General features: G+C 64.8%; 12 protein-coding genes. 4 read left to right on the plus strand and 8 right to left on the minus strand.

From position 1 onward, the window contains the following. Positions 1-15 precede the first annotated feature (15 nt). Entirely contained in the window at positions 16-981 is a 966-nt protein-coding gene (locus FGL95_RS11475; RefSeq protein ID WP_169586697.1) for a stage II sporulation protein M, read from the minus strand. 100 nt (positions 982-1,081) lie between these two features. On the opposite strand from FGL95_RS11475, the gene FGL95_RS11480 reads away from it, so the two are divergent. Then, positions 1,082-1,828 carry an RDD family protein gene (locus FGL95_RS11480; RefSeq protein ID WP_169586699.1) on the plus strand — a complete coding sequence of 249 codons (747 nt, stop codon included), beginning with the start codon at positions 1,082-1,084 and terminating at the stop codon, positions 1,826-1,828. A 4-nt stretch (positions 1,829-1,832) separates the two neighbouring features. On the opposite strand, the gene FGL95_RS11485 is transcribed toward FGL95_RS11480, so the two are convergent. The 4 genes from FGL95_RS11485 to FGL95_RS11500 are packed head-to-tail and all read right to left on the minus strand — an operon-like array spanning position 1,833 to position 6,017. Beyond that, a complete protein-coding gene (locus FGL95_RS11485) occupies positions 1,833-3,140 on the minus strand; it encodes a DUF58 domain-containing protein (RefSeq protein ID WP_338079821.1) in 1,308 nt (435 codons plus the stop codon). Further along, positions 3,140-4,126, minus strand: coding sequence for an AAA family ATPase (locus FGL95_RS11490; RefSeq protein WP_169586701.1), 987 nt, complete (start codon positions 4,124-4,126; stop codon positions 3,140-3,142). The genes FGL95_RS11485 and FGL95_RS11490 overlap by 1 nt, the downstream gene beginning before the upstream one ends. Next, positions 4,123-5,160: a DUF4129 domain-containing protein gene (locus tag FGL95_RS11495; RefSeq protein ID WP_169586703.1), complete on the minus strand. Its 1,038-nt coding sequence runs from the start codon at positions 5,158-5,160 to the stop codon at positions 4,123-4,125. Before FGL95_RS11495 ends, FGL95_RS11490 begins: the two co-directional genes overlap by 4 nt. Continuing rightward, a complete protein-coding gene (locus tag FGL95_RS11500; RefSeq protein WP_169586705.1) occupies positions 5,157-6,017 on the minus strand; it encodes a hypothetical protein in 861 nt (286 codons plus the stop codon). Before FGL95_RS11500 ends, FGL95_RS11495 begins: the two co-directional genes overlap by 4 nt. A 94-nt stretch (positions 6,018-6,111) precedes the next feature. Here FGL95_RS11500 and FGL95_RS11505 point away from each other — a divergent pair, with 94 nt between their 5' ends. Continuing rightward, complete coding sequence (locus FGL95_RS11505) at positions 6,112-8,208, plus strand: PhoX family protein (protein ID WP_169586707.1); 2,097 nt, start codon at positions 6,112-6,114, stop codon at positions 8,206-8,208. Positions 8,209-8,229: 21 nt separating this feature from the next. Beyond that, positions 8,230-9,774: a phospholipase C gene (locus FGL95_RS11510; RefSeq protein WP_169586709.1), complete on the plus strand. Its 1,545-nt coding sequence runs from the start codon at positions 8,230-8,232 to the stop codon at positions 9,772-9,774. A gap of 51 nt (positions 9,775-9,825) precedes the next feature. Here FGL95_RS11510 and ggh read toward each other — a convergent pair whose 3' ends face one another. Further along, positions 9,826-11,166 carry a glucosylglycerate hydrolase gene (gene ggh, locus FGL95_RS11515; protein WP_169586711.1) on the minus strand — a complete coding sequence of 447 codons (1,341 nt, stop codon included), beginning with the start codon at positions 11,164-11,166 and terminating at the stop codon, positions 9,826-9,828. A gap of 84 nt (positions 11,167-11,250) precedes the next feature. On the opposite strand from ggh, the gene FGL95_RS11520 reads away from it, so the two are divergent. Further along, positions 11,251-11,934, plus strand: coding sequence for an SDR family oxidoreductase (locus FGL95_RS11520; protein ID WP_169586713.1), 684 nt, complete (start codon positions 11,251-11,253; stop codon positions 11,932-11,934). Here FGL95_RS11520 and FGL95_RS11525 read toward each other — a convergent pair. Then, positions 11,918-12,370 carry a PAS domain-containing protein gene (locus FGL95_RS11525; protein WP_169586715.1) on the minus strand — a complete coding sequence of 151 codons (453 nt, stop codon included), beginning with the start codon at positions 12,368-12,370 and terminating at the stop codon, positions 11,918-11,920. The genes FGL95_RS11520 and FGL95_RS11525 overlap by 17 nt on opposite strands. 170 nt (positions 12,371-12,540) lie before the next feature. After that, a complete protein-coding gene (leuS, locus tag FGL95_RS11530) occupies positions 12,541-15,324 on the minus strand; it encodes a leucine--tRNA ligase (protein ID WP_169586717.1) in 2,784 nt (927 codons plus the stop codon). Positions 15,325-15,357 lie beyond the last annotated feature (33 nt).

Consider the following 15,357-nt stretch of genomic DNA (forward strand, 5'->3'; position numbering starts at 1 on the left):
GTAAGCTCCGCGCCGCTAGGTGATCGACACTTGCCAGCGGTCGTCGAGCGAGCGGTGGGCACCGCTGAAACCTTCGTCCGCCGCACGCCGACCGAGCACGGCGACATAGGTGAGGAAGACTCCTTCAGCGGCGAGCCCGATGAGGATCTTGAGTGCGGTGGGCATGCTGCTCGGCGTGACGAAGGCTTCGATCGCGCCTGAGAAGAGCAACACGACGACGAGGCCGAGGGCGACCGCGCCGGTCGTCTGGCCTTGCTTCGCCAATGCTTGCACTCGGCTCAGCCTGCCGGGGTCGATCAACGTCCAGCCGAGCTTCAAACCCGCGCCGCCTGCAACGAATATCGCCGTGAGTTCGAGAATTCCGTGCGGTGCGAGGAAGCCGAAGAAGGCGTCGAGGCGATCGGCGTGCGCCATCAAACCGCCCGTGACACCGACGTTGAGCGCGTTCATCACCAGGACGTAGACCGCGGGCAAGATCAGAAACCCGAGGAACAACGCGATCGCAGCGACCCATGCGTTGTTGGTCCACACCTTCGCCGCGAACGACGACGCCGGGTACTCGGAGTAATAGGTCTCGAATTCCCCGCCGGGTTCGGTCACGCGCGCGATCTTGGCAGGGCTACCCAGCGTGGACCGTGCGGCGGCATCGTTGGCGACCCACACGCCGACGACTGTTGCGGTTACGAAGAAGACCGCAGCAACGGCCGCCGCCCAGCGCCACGCGCCGTACACAGCAGCGGGAAATCGGTGGGTGAAGAAGAGGACGATTTCGGGCCACAACTCTGACCTTGCGCCCATCGCCCGTGCCCTCGCGCGGGCGACGAGGTCAGTGAGCGGGCCGACGACGCCTTGGTCCGGCGCGACCGCCTGCAGATGCACGAGATCCGCTGACGCGCGCTGATACAGCGCGACCAATTCGTCGGATTCCGAACCGGTCAGCCGACGGCGTCGCGCGAGTTGATCGAGGCGGTACCACGCCATGATTCGACCGTGTACGAACGAATCGAGTTCCACCGCTGACGCCCCCTCTACCGATCGATTCGAATGTTACCCTCGGGCTTTCGGAGGGGGTGGGCACGAGATGGCGGGATTCGTTACTGGCGAAGCGGTAGCGCTCGACCTCCCGATCGCGCGCGTGCCGACTCGGTGTTTCGCGTTTCTGCTCGACCTCATGGCACAGATCATCTTGTTCATCGGCATCGAAACTGTGTTGGCACTGACCTTCTCGCGTGCAGATCCCGCCTTGGTCGCCGCGCTGACGTTGATCGTCATCGTGGCGGTGCTGGTCGGCTATCCGGTCGCGTTCGAGACGCTGACGGCAGGCCGCACTCCGGGGAAGATGGCGCTCGGACTACGCGTGATTCGGGCCGACGGCGGACCGATCGAGTTCCGGCACGCCCTCACGCGCGGACTATGCGGCGTCATCGTCGATTTCTGGATGCTCGGGATGTTCGGGTTCGTCGCGGTCGTGTCGTCGACCGCCTCGGAACGGGGTCGCCGGGTCGGTGACCTGTTGGCCGGAACCGTCGTGATCCGGGCCGAGCGGGTGTTCATCTCGACTGCGCTTGTCTATCCGCCACCGCGAATGCGAGCGTGGGTTGCGACGCTCGACGTCAACGCAGTGCCAGATGATGTCGCCTTCGAGCTAAGGCAATATGTTCGGCGGCTGAAGGAAATGTCGCCGCGAGTGCAGTACGAGCTGGGAGTGATTCTGGCGCAACGAGTGTGCGCCGAGATGCGCACCGCTGTGCCGTTGTACGTACACCCGAGCGAGGTGCTCGCAGGCGTCCTTGCCGAGCGGCAGCGGCGAGCGTTGATCGCGGCCTGACGGGTTACATCGTCCCGATGCGTTTGAGTTCGAGATATTCGTCGGCCAGTGCGGCCGGTAGTCGATCTGGCGGCGCCGCAACAACACCCACGCCGACTCGCCGCAGCGCCTCGGTGAGGCGATCACGCTCTGCCAGGGACCGCTCCGCCGCCGCAGCGTCGTACAGGGCTGCGGGCGATCCGCGTTGACCGGCCAGTCGCGTGACCTCCGGGTCGGTGACCGACACCAGCAACACGTGATGGCGGTGCGCCAGGATGCGGATCGCTGCGAGTAGATCTGCTGCAGGCCAACCACTTTCGAGGCTGGTGCACCACACGACCAGGCTGCGACGCTTGGTCCGTCGTACCGCGGCCTCGACCAAGCCACGGCAGTCGGTCTCCGCCAGTGTCGGTGCGAGTGGAGCCATGGCATGCATCAGCTTCTGCTGCAAGCGTTTACCCGCAATTCCGGTAACCTCGGCGCGGACCGCACGGTCGTAGGCGAGCAGGTCCACGGTGTCGCCCGCTCGCGAGGCCAGGCCGCCCAGCAGCAGCGCTGCTTCCATGCAGGTGTCGAGCCGAGTGCCGTCGCCCGTTCGACCCGCGCTGGCCCGTCCGGTATCGAGGATGAGTAGAACGTGCCGATTGCGTTCGGGCCGCCACGTGCGGACGATGACGTCGCGGGCGCGGGCGGTGGCACGCCAGTCGATGGACCGCACGTCGTCACCCACCGTGTATTCGCGAAACGAATCGAACTCCGTGCCCTGACCGCGCACCGAGGCGACGTTGCGGCCTTCCAGATGCTGCAATTGCTTGACCTTGGAGGGCAATTGGCGTTCGCTTCGGAACGCAGGCAACGCGCGGACCGTGGCGGGGACGGTGTGGCGAAGCTGCCGCCCTGCGAGCCCGAGCGGTCCGATGACCCGCACGGTCACCTCACCGGCGTTGCGATCGCCGCGACGGTCAGGCTCGGTATCGGCGACGAATGTGGCACTGGCGGCTGGCGGAAGGTCGGCGCGCTGGGCCTGCTGCTTCACGCCCGCACTCGGTGGCCAGTCGTCCCACACCGTCGCGCGTACCCGTCGACTGCTCGTGTTCACCACTGTCAGCGGGACCTCGACGCGTCTGCCGAGCCGCACCGTCGTTATCCGCGGGCGAGACACCGTGACCTCACGAATGTTGCCCGCATCGTGGATGTCACCGGCGGCAATGGCCAGCACCAACGCGGTGACGACGATGACACCGATCCACGACGGCAGCGCGACCGCGACGATCAGCGCGCCGGCCGCTGCGAGGACGGCCAAACGTCCGGTGACGACCAGTTGCGTTCGCACTACACCGGCACCGGAACGCCATGCAGTAGGGCGGCGAGCACGGCTTCGGGTGTGGCGCCGTCGAGTTCGGCTTCCGGCCGCAGGAAGAGTCGATGCCGCAGCACCGGCACCGCAACCGCCTTGACGTCGTCGGGCGTGACGTACCCGCGACCGTTCAGCCATGCGAACGCGCGCGCCGCCTTGAGCAGAGCGGTCGCCCCGCGTGGGGAGGCACCGTGCTGGACCGCGGGTGACAACCGCGTCGCGCGTGCGACATCGACTGTGTAAGCGATGACCTGCGGCGCGAGCGTCACCGTTGTGACCGCCTTGCGTGCGGCCTTGATGTGACCCGCAGTGGCGACAGCTTCGACGCCGGCCGCTGCGAGGTCGCGTGGGTCGAAACCCGCCGCGTGGCGTTCGAGAATGCGGTATTCGTCGTCGCGTCCTGGCAGTTCCACGTCGACCTTGAACAGGAAGCGGTCCAGCTGCGCCTCGGGCAGCGGATATGTCCCCTCCTGCTCGATGGGGTTCTGGGTCGCGACGACGACGAACGGGTCCGGCAGCAACAGCGCCTGACCGTCGACCGAGACCTGTCGCTCCTCCATCGCTTCCAGCAGTGACGATTGCGTCTTCGGGGGCGTCCGGTTGATCTCGTCAGCGAGCAAGAGGTTTGTGAAAACCGGCCCTCGACGGAACGTGAACTCAGCGGAATGCGGATCGTAGATCTGTGATCCGGTGACGTCGCCCGGCATCAGATCGGGCGTGAACTGCACCCGGGCGTATTCGACGTCCAGCGATTTCGACAGCGCGCGTACCAGCAGCGTCTTCGCGACACCTGGCACACCCTCGAGCAACACATGCCCTTCGCACAGCAATGCAAGGACGAGGTAGAGGACGGCGTTGTGGTTGCCGACGACGGCCTTCCCGATCTCGTGACGGACCGCGCCCAATGCCGCGACTGCGTCGGCGGCACCTACTTCCTTCGAGACATTCACTGAATCCGTCATCGTGCGCGAATTTCCCCCTCTATCGAGTCCAGCCCGTCGGCGATCGCGATCAAGCGCTCGTCGTCGTCGACGGATCCGTACAGTACGAACGAAACGTGGTCCGGTGTGTGACCTGTCTGTGCGGCAACAGCTTTCACGATCTGGTCGCCGGGTGAATCGAGCGTCAGGCCTAGCCTCGGCAGCAATCGGCGCAGCGTCGAGGTTCGCAGGACCGAGGCAACGTGCTCACGATCGCGCGATCGTCGATACAGACGGGCGTGGGCGTTCGTCAGCTCCGTCGCGGGCGCCTCGACCGGCAGCTCGGGCGGCACCAATGCGCCACGTCGCCGAGCGCGCCACAGCGCCAGCAATACCGCGGCGACCAACAGCTGCAACCCGCCGTACTTGACGGCTGCCGGGACGTGGTCGAACAGCGTGTCTTGGTCTTCGCGGTCGGACGATTTGTCGTCACCGTCGGACGGATAGCCCGAACGCGGGTTTCCGCTGTTGTCGTGTTGGGACTTGTCGGGTGGTGTGGCCGGTTCGGGCACCGAGCAGCTGCGCGGGAGGACAAGCAGAACGAGCAGCAGGACCGCGATTATCGCCACCACCGTCCACAGCTTGGGCGATTTGAGAAAGTCCGGCGGATCGAATCGTCTACGCCTGCCACCGGGTTCGCGGTCCGTGGCGGTATCGGCGACGACATCGGCCGGCGGCGGAGCGTTCGGGGAGAATCGGTCTACCTTCGCTATCAGTGCGTAGTCGTAGTCCGATGCCTGCTTGCCGCCGTAGACGACCTCGTCGAAAACGACTGCCGACGCGGTCAATCCGACGGCCTCGTCGGGCAGTTGCTCCGCAGCCGCGGCTGCGGTCTCGTCGGCCGTGCGCGACCGGCGAAGCTCGACCACCCCGCCTTGTTCGAGCCCGCGCACGACCGCGCGGAAGCGTTCGCGTACCGCGCTGTTGTAGTCGGCGTTGGCTGCGGCCTGTTCCGCGGCGTCGCGATGTGCGATTGCTGGACCGAGCGGCTCCGGTTCGGGTGTGCGGTCGGTCATGCGTTCGCCTTGCCTGGCACTACGGCGGTATACAGGTCGAGCGCCTCACGGCGGCAGCGTCGATCGATGTAAGCGACTGCACGCGTCGATGATTCGACGAGGATGCATCCGGCGGCCACAACGAGGAACGAGACGCTCGCCAGCAGCAATTCGCCCCACTCCATGCCATCGACCGCGACGTCGACATACTGCGGACCGAACCACAGTGGCAGGGCTAGAACGGTCAGCACGGTGTACATCGAAGCCCAGACCGCGAGCAGTTGCCCGGTTGCGCCGGTGGTCAATTCTCTGGACCGGCGAACCGCGTCGTATGCCGACCGGTTCTCGTCGACAAGCACCCCGCTCGCCACGAACCCGCGTGCTGCGAAGTAGGCGAACGCACCCAGGGCGAGAAGCAAACCGAGGATCACCAGCGTCGCCGCGGGCGCCCGATCGGACGCAAACAGTACAACCACCAACGCGACACCTGCGGCGAGCACGAGTTGCCAGAGCTGCAGTGCTGCATTTCCCACGACGTGACCACGCGCCCGAACGAGGACGGCCCGGGTAGTGACCGTCGAGCCATGGATTGTCATGCTTGCCGCCGTCGCCGCGATACTCCCGAGCACGACGCGGACCAGCCACCCGGCCACGAATGTGGCTATCAGAACGCTCAACTCGACATCCGAATCGACTGCTCCCGACGATCCGGCAGCGATCAGTCCGACCAGCGCGACCAATACTTCGGCGGCAACGACGGCGATCAACATCGACGTTGCGAGCAGCCGCAGGTTCGCCTGGATGAGAGCGAACGGTAGGTCCAGGATTTCGCGGTACCCCAAAGGTCTGATTGGGACGGTCGCCTTCCCCCGGAGCATCGAACAAGTCTACCGGCGGCCCCTCCAACTAAGTTGTTTCCGCGTTCACCGGGACTTTGGTTCGTCATAGTGTGGGGCTCATAGGTTGCGCGATGTGAGCCTGAAACCCTTGTCGCTTTTCGTCCGCCCCAGCGGCGAATCCCCCTCGCTGCGCTCGACCGTCGGTCACTCGTCGCGACAGTCCGTGACGTGCGAGTACAAGTGCGGCAACGCGTGCTTCCACGAGGTGCCGAACACGTCGGACGGTGAGTACTTCGGCGACATCGTTGCCGCCGCCATGACCAGGCGTGGTGTGCTGAAAGGCAGCGCGGCGGCCGTTCTGGCCGTCGGCGCGGGCAGCCTCCTCGCGGCATGTGGCGACGACAAGAAGGCGTCGAGTTCAGCTTCGCCGACGGAGACGCCGGCTGGCACCCAGTTCACGGCCGTCACACCGAATGCCGAAGACGCCGTTGTCATCCCGGAAGGCTACGAGCAGGCGGTCGTCATCAAGTGGGGCGACCCGATCTTGCCCGACACGCCCGCATTCGACTTCGACAATCAGACGCCGCAAGCGCAGGAGCGGCAGTTCGGGTTCAACAACGATTTCGCGGGCCTGTTGCCGATCGAGGGCAAGCCAAACGCGTTCCTGCTGGTCTGCAATCACGAGTACTCGACCGAGACGTTCATGTTCTCCGGTTACGACCCGAATTCCCCGACCCTGCAACAGTTTCAGGTGGGTGTGACGACGCACGGACTGTCGGTCGTACAGGTCAAGGGCGAGTCGGGTTCGGGCAAGCTGACGCCCGAATTCGGTCCGTACAACCGGCGGATCACCGGCAACAGCGAGTTTCTCGTCACCGGTCCCGCGGCAGGCAGCGATCTCCTCAAGACCACGGCAGACCCGACGGCCACCAAGGTGATCGGCACGCTCAACAATTGCTCGGGCGGCGTAACTCCCTGGGGAACAATTCTTTCCGGCGAAGAGAACTTCAACCAGTACTTCGCGAACTTCGACACCGTTGCCGACCCAGCCGCGAAAGATCGGCTGAAGCGATACGGCTTTGTCGGCGCCGCGTCCTTACGGCGGTGGGAGAACTTCGACCCCCGATTCGACCTGGCAGTCGAACCGAACGAGGCGAATCGCTTCGGCTACATCGTCGAGGTCAACCCGTGGGACGCGACGTCGACGCCGATCAAGCACACCGCGATGGGTCGCTTCAAGCACGAGTCGGCGAACATCTACGTCACCGCCGACGGCACGGTCGTTGCGTATTCGGGCGACGACGAGAAGTTCGACTACATGTACAAGTTCGTGTCGTCGCGCAAGATGCAGCCGGGCAATGGTCAGGCGAGCATGCGCCATAACCTCACCCTGTTGGACGCCGGCACGCTGTACGTCGCGAAGTTGACCGGCAACGAGCCGGACCAGATCGATGGCACCGGAAAAATTCCGTCCGACAAGGGATTCAGCGGTACCGGCGAATGGATCGCGATCCTGAAGACCGGCGAAGACGGCAAGGGTCAGTCGCTCGTCGACGGCATGAGCGCCGAAGAGGTCGCAGTCTTCACGCGCTTCGCGGGCGACAAGGTCGGTGCCACGAAGATGGACCGGCCCGAAGATTTCCAGCCGAACCCGAATACCGGCAAGGTCTACGTCGCGCTGACCAACAACGACAAGCGCGGCACCGAAGGCAAGGCGAAGGCCGACGAAGCCAATCCACGCAACACGAACAAGAACGGCCAAATCCTCGAGATCACCGACGACCACGCCGGCACCGCATTCACCTGGACCTTGTTGTTGGTGTGCGGCGATCCCCAAGCCGCCGACACCTACTTCGGCGGCTTCGACAAATCGAAGGTCAGCCCGATCTCGTGCCCGGACAACCTCGCGTTCGACTCGTACGGCAACTTGTGGATTTCGACCGACGGCAACGCGCTGAAGTCGAACGACGGCCTGTTCTCGGTCGTATTGGAGGGCCCGAACCGTGGCGAGACCAAGCAATTCCTGACCGTCCCCAAAGGCGCGGAAACGTGCGGTCCGATCATCACCGACGAGCGCGTGACCGTCTGCGTGCAGCATCCAGGTGAGGAGGACGACGCGAGCGCTGACAAGCCGGCGTCGCATTGGCCCGATGGTGGTGCCACACAGCCTCGTCCGGCGGTCGTGGCGGTCTGGAAAACAGGTGGCGGTCGGATCGGCATTCAGGCCTGACAACCCTTAGGCTCTCAGCCCATGACACAGAGCAGGCCCGCCGGTTCGGCGGAGTGGATCTCGCGACGTAATTTCCTCTCCAAGGCCGCGGCGGCGACGGGTGCCGCAGTCATGGCGTCGTGGGCGGGCCCGATCATCGAGCGGGCCTATGCCGCCGACCCGAGCGGCACCGGATCGCTGAAAGACATCGAGCACTTCGTCTTTCTGATGCAGGAGAACCGCTCGTTCGACCACTACTTCGGCACCTTGTCCGGTGTTCGCGGCTTCGACGATCCGTCACCGGTGTGGCGGCAGTACGGGTACGAACCCGGTATCGGTCCGACGCCGACGGGGTACCAGCTGCCGTTCCGCCTCGACACGAATGCGGGCGTCAACCTCGACGGCGAGTGCATCAACGACCCGACGCACAGTTGGGGCCCGATGCACCAGGCGTGGAACGGGGGTGCGAACGACATGCACATGGTGGTCCACCTGGAGCACGAAGGTCCGGGGAACGGTCCGGCTGCGATGGGCTACTACACACGCGCCGACATCCCGACTCACTACGACCTCGCCGACGCCTTCACCATTCTCGATGGCTACCACTGTTCGGTCCTCGGTCCGACGGACCCGAACCGGTTGTACTGGATCAGCGCGACGATCGACCCGGACGGTCGGGGCGGCGGTCCGTTGCTGGAGACTCCGCTGCTGATTCCGAAGAACGTCTACACCTGGCGGACGATGCCGGAGAACCTCGAAGAGGCCGGAGTCAGCTGGAAGGTGTACCAGAACAAGGACGTCGGTCCGATCTCCAGCGTGGCGCTCGATGGAATGCTCGGCTGTTTCAAGCAGTTCAACGCACCCGGCACCAGCTTGTACGCGCGTGGCATCGACCCCGTCTACCCGTACAACTTCGAGACCGACGTTCGCAGTGGCAACTTGCCGCAGGTCTCGTGGATCGTCCCGTCGATCTTCACGTGCGAACACCCGTCGCTGCCGCCTGCGGGCGGTGCCGTCGGGATCATGCAGGTGCTCGACATCCTCACGTCCAACCCCGCTGTGTGGGAAAAGACTGCGCTGATCATCAGCTACGACGAGAACGGCGGCTTCTTCGATCACGTCGTTCCGCCGACTGCACCGCCCGGTACGCCCGGCGAGCACGTGACCGTACCGCTTGCCGGTATCAAGGCCTCCGACAACATCGCGGGACCGATCGGCCTCGGCTTCCGCGTCCCTGGCTTGGTGATTTCCCCATACACCCGTGGCGGTCTGGTGTGTTCGGACACCTTCGACCACACGTCGCAGCTCAAATTGCTCGAGACGCGGTTCGGCGTCGACGTGCCGAACCTGACCACCTGGCGCCGCAACACGGTCGGCGACATGACCTCGACCTTCAACTTCGCCGCGCCGCCGAACGCTGTTCCGCCGACTGTCACGCCGCCGCTTCCGAAGGTCGGTCCGGCGTTGGCGCAATGCGGTCCGAACATCGTGGCTGGTGTGCTCGAGCTCGGCACGCCGTACCCGGTGCCCCCGAATTCGATGCCGACGCAAGAAACTTCACCCGTCCGCGGTCGCCCCTCCGGCTAACCCCGTGCGCGCGTCTCACCCCTCCAGGGGTGAAATTCGCGCACAGTTCGATCAGGCGCAGATCCAGTCCAGGACGGAGGCGGCCGTCCAGGACTGCTGCATGCTCCCCAAGGGTTCGCCGGTGAACGGTTCGTAATACTCGGCGAAGCTGCCGTCGCTGGCCTGCCGCAAACCCTCGGCGCGCAACATCAACGACCGTTCGGCCCAGCCCCGACGGGCGAACGCCCACGAGAACAGCCAGCTCATGACCGGCCACACCGGTCCGCGCCAGTACTCCCGCGGGCGGAAGTATTTCGACACCGGCGATGTCGACGGGGGCAGCGCGTAGCGCAGGTCCGGGTGTCCACAGAAGCGCGGACCCTCGAAGATCTTGAGCAGGTTGCGTTCGGTCGCACGCGGGAGGCCGCCGCAGAGCAGCGGGGCGAACATCGCCAGCGTCTCGGTGCTGATCCACCGACCGAGGCGCAGGTCGAAATCGCGCGCCGCCCCGGACCGCTCGTCTGCCGTCGCGACGACGCCCTTCCGGAACCGGTCGGCCCACGAATGCAGTTCGCGAACATCGGCATTCGGCTGCCGGTACTCCTCGCCGATGTCTGCAAGCACGTCGCACGCGAGCGCGAAGATTGCGGAGACGAACACATCCTCGACCGCGAAACTCATCGTGGTTGCCAGCTCGACGTCGTCGTACTTGACTTGCCGCATTTGCTCGACCAGCCACAGGTAGCGGTCGTACTCCCCGTTGCTCGGCCGCTGCGAGGAGTCGGTGACGATCTGGGTGTCTGCGCGCTCGTACGGCGGGAGGTCGCCGGGAATCACGTTGCTGTAGGCCCGATCCCAACGAGGCGAGTTGTCCATGCCGGATTCCCAGCCGTGATAGAGCGTGATGCGACCGTTCTGGTCTGGATCGCGGGCGTGGGCGAGCCAGCGATGCCAGCGGACCAAGTCCGGCCAGCGCCGATCGAGAAACTCCTCGGCAACTGCACGAGTGCTTCTGCCGTGCCTGCGGGAATGATCGAGAATTCGTTGCAGCGCAATCGCATGGACCGGTGGCTGAGTAATGCCGGACGTATCCGGTCCGAGCGGTGCGAACGCGGCGAGTTCCTTACACTCCCACCGCGCCGGACCTGGGAAGTAGCCGTCGACGCCGTTGGCGAAGACGATGTGCGGGATCATCCCGTTCTTCCACTGCGCCGAGAGCAACGTGTCCAACTCGACGACCGCGCGCTCGACGCTCAACGGTGCGAGCCCGACTGCGACGAACGCCGCGTCCCAGCTCCACATATGCGGGTACAGGCGTGGTGCGGCGCTGGTCATCGTGCCCAGGTCGTTGCCCCGCAGCAGGTACGCCGCGCGCGCCGAGAGCTGCGTCGGGGTGAATCCGCGGTCGGCCATTCCCATATTGTGCGGCTACAGCGCCAGGTCCGCGCACTTTGTGGTGCCCGAGCCAGGAGATCGGGCGGGGCCTAGGCTCGGGCCATGCGACCGATCGCTCTGATCACAGGTGCCAGCCGAGGGTTGGGCGAGGCAATCGCCCGCGAACTTGCCGCCACTCACGACCTCCTGCTTGGGGCGCGGTCGGCGGACTCGCTGAGCAACTTGGTGACGGACCTGCCCGGCGCACGACCATGGCCGGTCGACGTCACGGACTACCCCGCTGTAGCCGAGGCGGTCCGGGGGATCGATCGGCTGGATGTACTCGTTCACAACGCCGGAGTCGCGTCGTTGGGAACGGTGGAGGAGTCGTCGGTCGAGCAGTGGCGAGACATGCTGGAGGCGAACGTGGTCGCCGTCGCCGAGTTGACGCGGCTTCTGCTTCCTGCCTTGCGAGCCGCGAACGGCCATGTCGTGCTGATCAATTCGGGTGCGGGTCTACGGGCACACGCGGGGTGGGGTGGCTACGCGGCGACCAAGTTCGCGCTACGTGCGTTCGGTGATGCGTTGCGGCTGGAGGAGCCGCAGTTGCGTGTCACATCGGTCCATCCCGGACGTATCGACACCGACATGCAGCGCGCGATCGTGGCGCGCGAGCAACGTGACTACAACGCCGACGAGTTCCTCACTCCGCAGACAGTGGCTCGGGCGGTACGGAATGCGGTCGAGACTCCGGGCGACGGTCACCCGACCGAGATCGTGTTGCGGCCCATCAATCGAAGCGGCTAGCGCGGACCGCGCTGAGCCGAGTCGCCGGGTACGTCATCGTTTGTCCACCGGTCCAGAGGGTTTCGGTGATGTCGTGCAATGAGACGAGAGTCACCGGGTCGTCACGACGCAGGAAGACCGAATCGCTCGCCACGACCTGAACCGGAATGCCTTCGCGGTGCCGCAGCGCGATCGGCTGGCCGCGGCGACCCATCAGGACACCCATCGGCGATTGGTGATCGGCTGTCTCGCATAGCAAATGCTGCAGCGGTCTGCCGATCAGATTCCCAGGGTCGTAGCCGAGCAGCTCCTCGAACGCCGGATTCGCATGAATCACATCGCCACCGGCGTCCAGCGCGACGATGGGAATTGGCAGCCGGTCGATGAGGACCAACGCGGGAAGGTTTTCGAGGTAGCCGATCGCCGTTTCCGGGACTGGCCTTCTCTTGTCGTGCATGCTGTGATCCCCGTCTCCAGTTATGCCATACCGTCTGTAACTGCATCGTGACCTTACCGATGCTGAATCGAGATAGTAGCTCAGGCATGGAGACACTTCGATCGTGAATCTCGAGTACTCAGCGAAAAAATAGTTATTGAGATACTTAACGATCGAAGCAAGGGTTGGGGCTACAGAACGATGTTGACCATTCGGCCGGGCACCACGATGACCTTGCGGGGAGTTTTCCCGTCGAGCAGTGCGACTACCTTTTCGTCGGCGAGGGCGGTCGACTCCACCGCTGCAGGCGTGGAGTCCGCGGCCACGGTGATCCGGCTGCGGACCTTGCCGTTGACCTGAATCGGGTAGTCCACCGTGTCTTCGACGAGCCACGCGGCGTCTGCGACCGGGAACGGTCCGTGCGCCAACGACTCGTCGTGGCCGAGTCGCTCCCACAACTCTTCCGCGACGTGCGGGGCGATGGGTGCGAGCATCAACACCAACGGTTCGACGACCGTCCGAGGCGCGCCATTCGGATAGTGCTTCGTCAGATGGTTGTTCAGCTCGATCAGCTTCGCGCCAGCCGTATTGTTGCGCAGCGCAACGTAATCGGCCGTCACACCCTCGATCGTCTTGTGTAGCAACCGAGTCGTGGCCTCCGACGGTGCGTCCTCGGTGACGCGGACGGCGCCGGTCTCCTCGTCGACGACTACTCGCCAAATGCGTTGCAGGAAGCGGTATGCGCCGACGACGTCCTTGGTCGCCCATGGTCGAGACGCCTCTAGCGGTCCCATCGACATTTCGTACATGCGCAGTGTGTCGGCACCGAAATCCGCGCAGATCTCGTCGGGCGCAACGGCATTCTTCAGGGACTTGCCCATCTTGCCGTACTCCTGGAAGACCTCGGCATCACCGAGGTAGAACTTGCCGTCCCGCTCGACGACGTCCTCGGCGGGCACGTAGACACCGCGGTCGTCGGTGTAGGCGAACGCCTGGATGTAGCCCTGATTGAACAGGCGACGGTACGGCTCGCTGGAACTGACGTAGCTCAGATCGAAGAGCACCTTGTGCCAGAACCGCGAGTACAGCAGGTGGAGCACGGCGTGCTCGACGCCGCCGACGTAGAGATCGACGCCGCCCGGATCGTTCGGACCGTACAGCTCCGGCCGCGGACCCGTCCAATACTGCTCGTTCTCCTTGGCGCAGAACACGTCCGGATTGGTGGGGTCGATATAGCGCAGCTGGTACCACGAGCTACCTGCCCAGTTCGGCATCACGTTGGTGTCGCGGCGGTACTGCTTGGGTCCGTCGCCGAGGTCGAGCTCTACCTCCACCCATTCCGTCGCCTTCGCCAGCGGCGGTGAGGGTTCGGAGTCGGCGTCGTTCGGGTCGAAGGAGACCGGTGCGTAGTCCTCGACCTCCGGAAGCTTCACGGGCAGCATCGATTCCGGCAGAGGGTGCGGGGCACCGTCGGCGTCGTACACGATCGGGAACGGCTCGCCCCAATACCGTTGCCGAGCAAACAGCCAGTCACGCAGCTTGTACTGAATCGTGCCGGCACCATGACCGTCGGCTTCGAGCTTCGTGATCACCGCGGCCTTGGCGTCCTCGATCGAGAGTCCGTCGAGGAACCCCGAATTCTTGACCGTGTCACCGTCGTTGACCTCGACGATCGGCAGGCCGAATGCGGTGGCGAACTCTTCGTCACGCTGGTCGTGGGCGGGCACGGACATGATGGCGCCGGTGCCGTAACCGCTCAAAACATAGTCGGCGATGAAGATCGGCAACTTCTGCCCGTTGACCGGATTGACCGCATAGGTGCCGAGGAAGACGCCAGTCTTGTCCTTGTTCTCCTGGCGTTCCAGATCGGACTTCGCTCTGATCGACTTGCGGTACGCGGCCACCGCGTCGGCGGGTGTCGCAGCCCCACCGTTGGTGCAGCGTGGATCGACGTCGCTCGGCCACGCGTTGGCGACAAGTTCGTCGACGAGGTCGTGCTCGGGTGACAGCACTACATACGTTGCGCCGAACAGGGTGTCGGGGCGTGTCGTGAACACCTCGATGCTGTGGCCGTCCGCCTCGAACGTCACCTGCGCACCGCGTGAACGGCCGATCCAGTTGCGCTGCATCGTCTTGACCTTTTCGGGCCAATCGAGATATTCGAGGTCGTCGACGAGGCGGTCCGAGTATGCGGTGATACGCATCATCCACTGCCGCAGGTGCTTTCGGAAGACCGGGAAGTTGCCACGCTCGCTGCGGCCATCCGCCGTGACCTCTTCGTTCGATAGTACGGTGCCCAGCCCTGGGCACCAGTTGACCAGCGAATCCGACAGGTAGACAAGGCGATGCGCGTCGACAGCCTTCCGGCGTGCTGCGGCATCGAGCTGACCCCACGAGCTGCCGTCAGGCAACGGCCTTGTACCCGAAGCGAATTCGGCCTCCAGCTCGGAGATTCGCCTCGCACGACCCAGCTTCTCGTCGTACCACGCGTCGTAGATCTGCAGGAAGATCCACTGCGTCCAGTGGTAGTAGTCGGGGTCGGTCGTAGCGAAGGACCGGCGCTTGTCGTGGCCCAGACCGAGTCGGTCGAGCTGGCGTTGCATCGTGACGATGTTCGCCTCGGTCGTGATGCGGGGATGGGTCCCCGTCTGAACCGCGTACTGCTCGGCAGGCAAGCCGAAGGCGTCGTAGCCGAGGGTGTGCAGCACGTTGTGCCCGAGCATCCGGTGGAAGCGGCCATACACGTCGGTCGCGATGTAGCCGAGAGGGTGCCCGACGTGCAGACCGGCTCCCGACGGATACGGGAACATGTCCTGCACGAACAGCTTGTCCGCAGGAACGGGACCTGCAAGCGGGCCGACCGGGTTCGGCGCATGGAAGGTCCCGCGATCGCTCCAGAGTTGCTGCCAACGCTGCTCGATCCGCCCTGCCAGATCGGCGTTGTAGCGATGCTCGGGTACTTCTGCGTTCTGCACTGGAAGACTCTCCCGTTCGAAATGGTCGCCATC

Source organism: Antrihabitans stalactiti, from assembly GCF_012932915.1.
GTDB lineage: Bacteria > Actinomycetota > Actinomycetes > Mycobacteriales > Mycobacteriaceae > Antrihabitans > Antrihabitans stalactiti.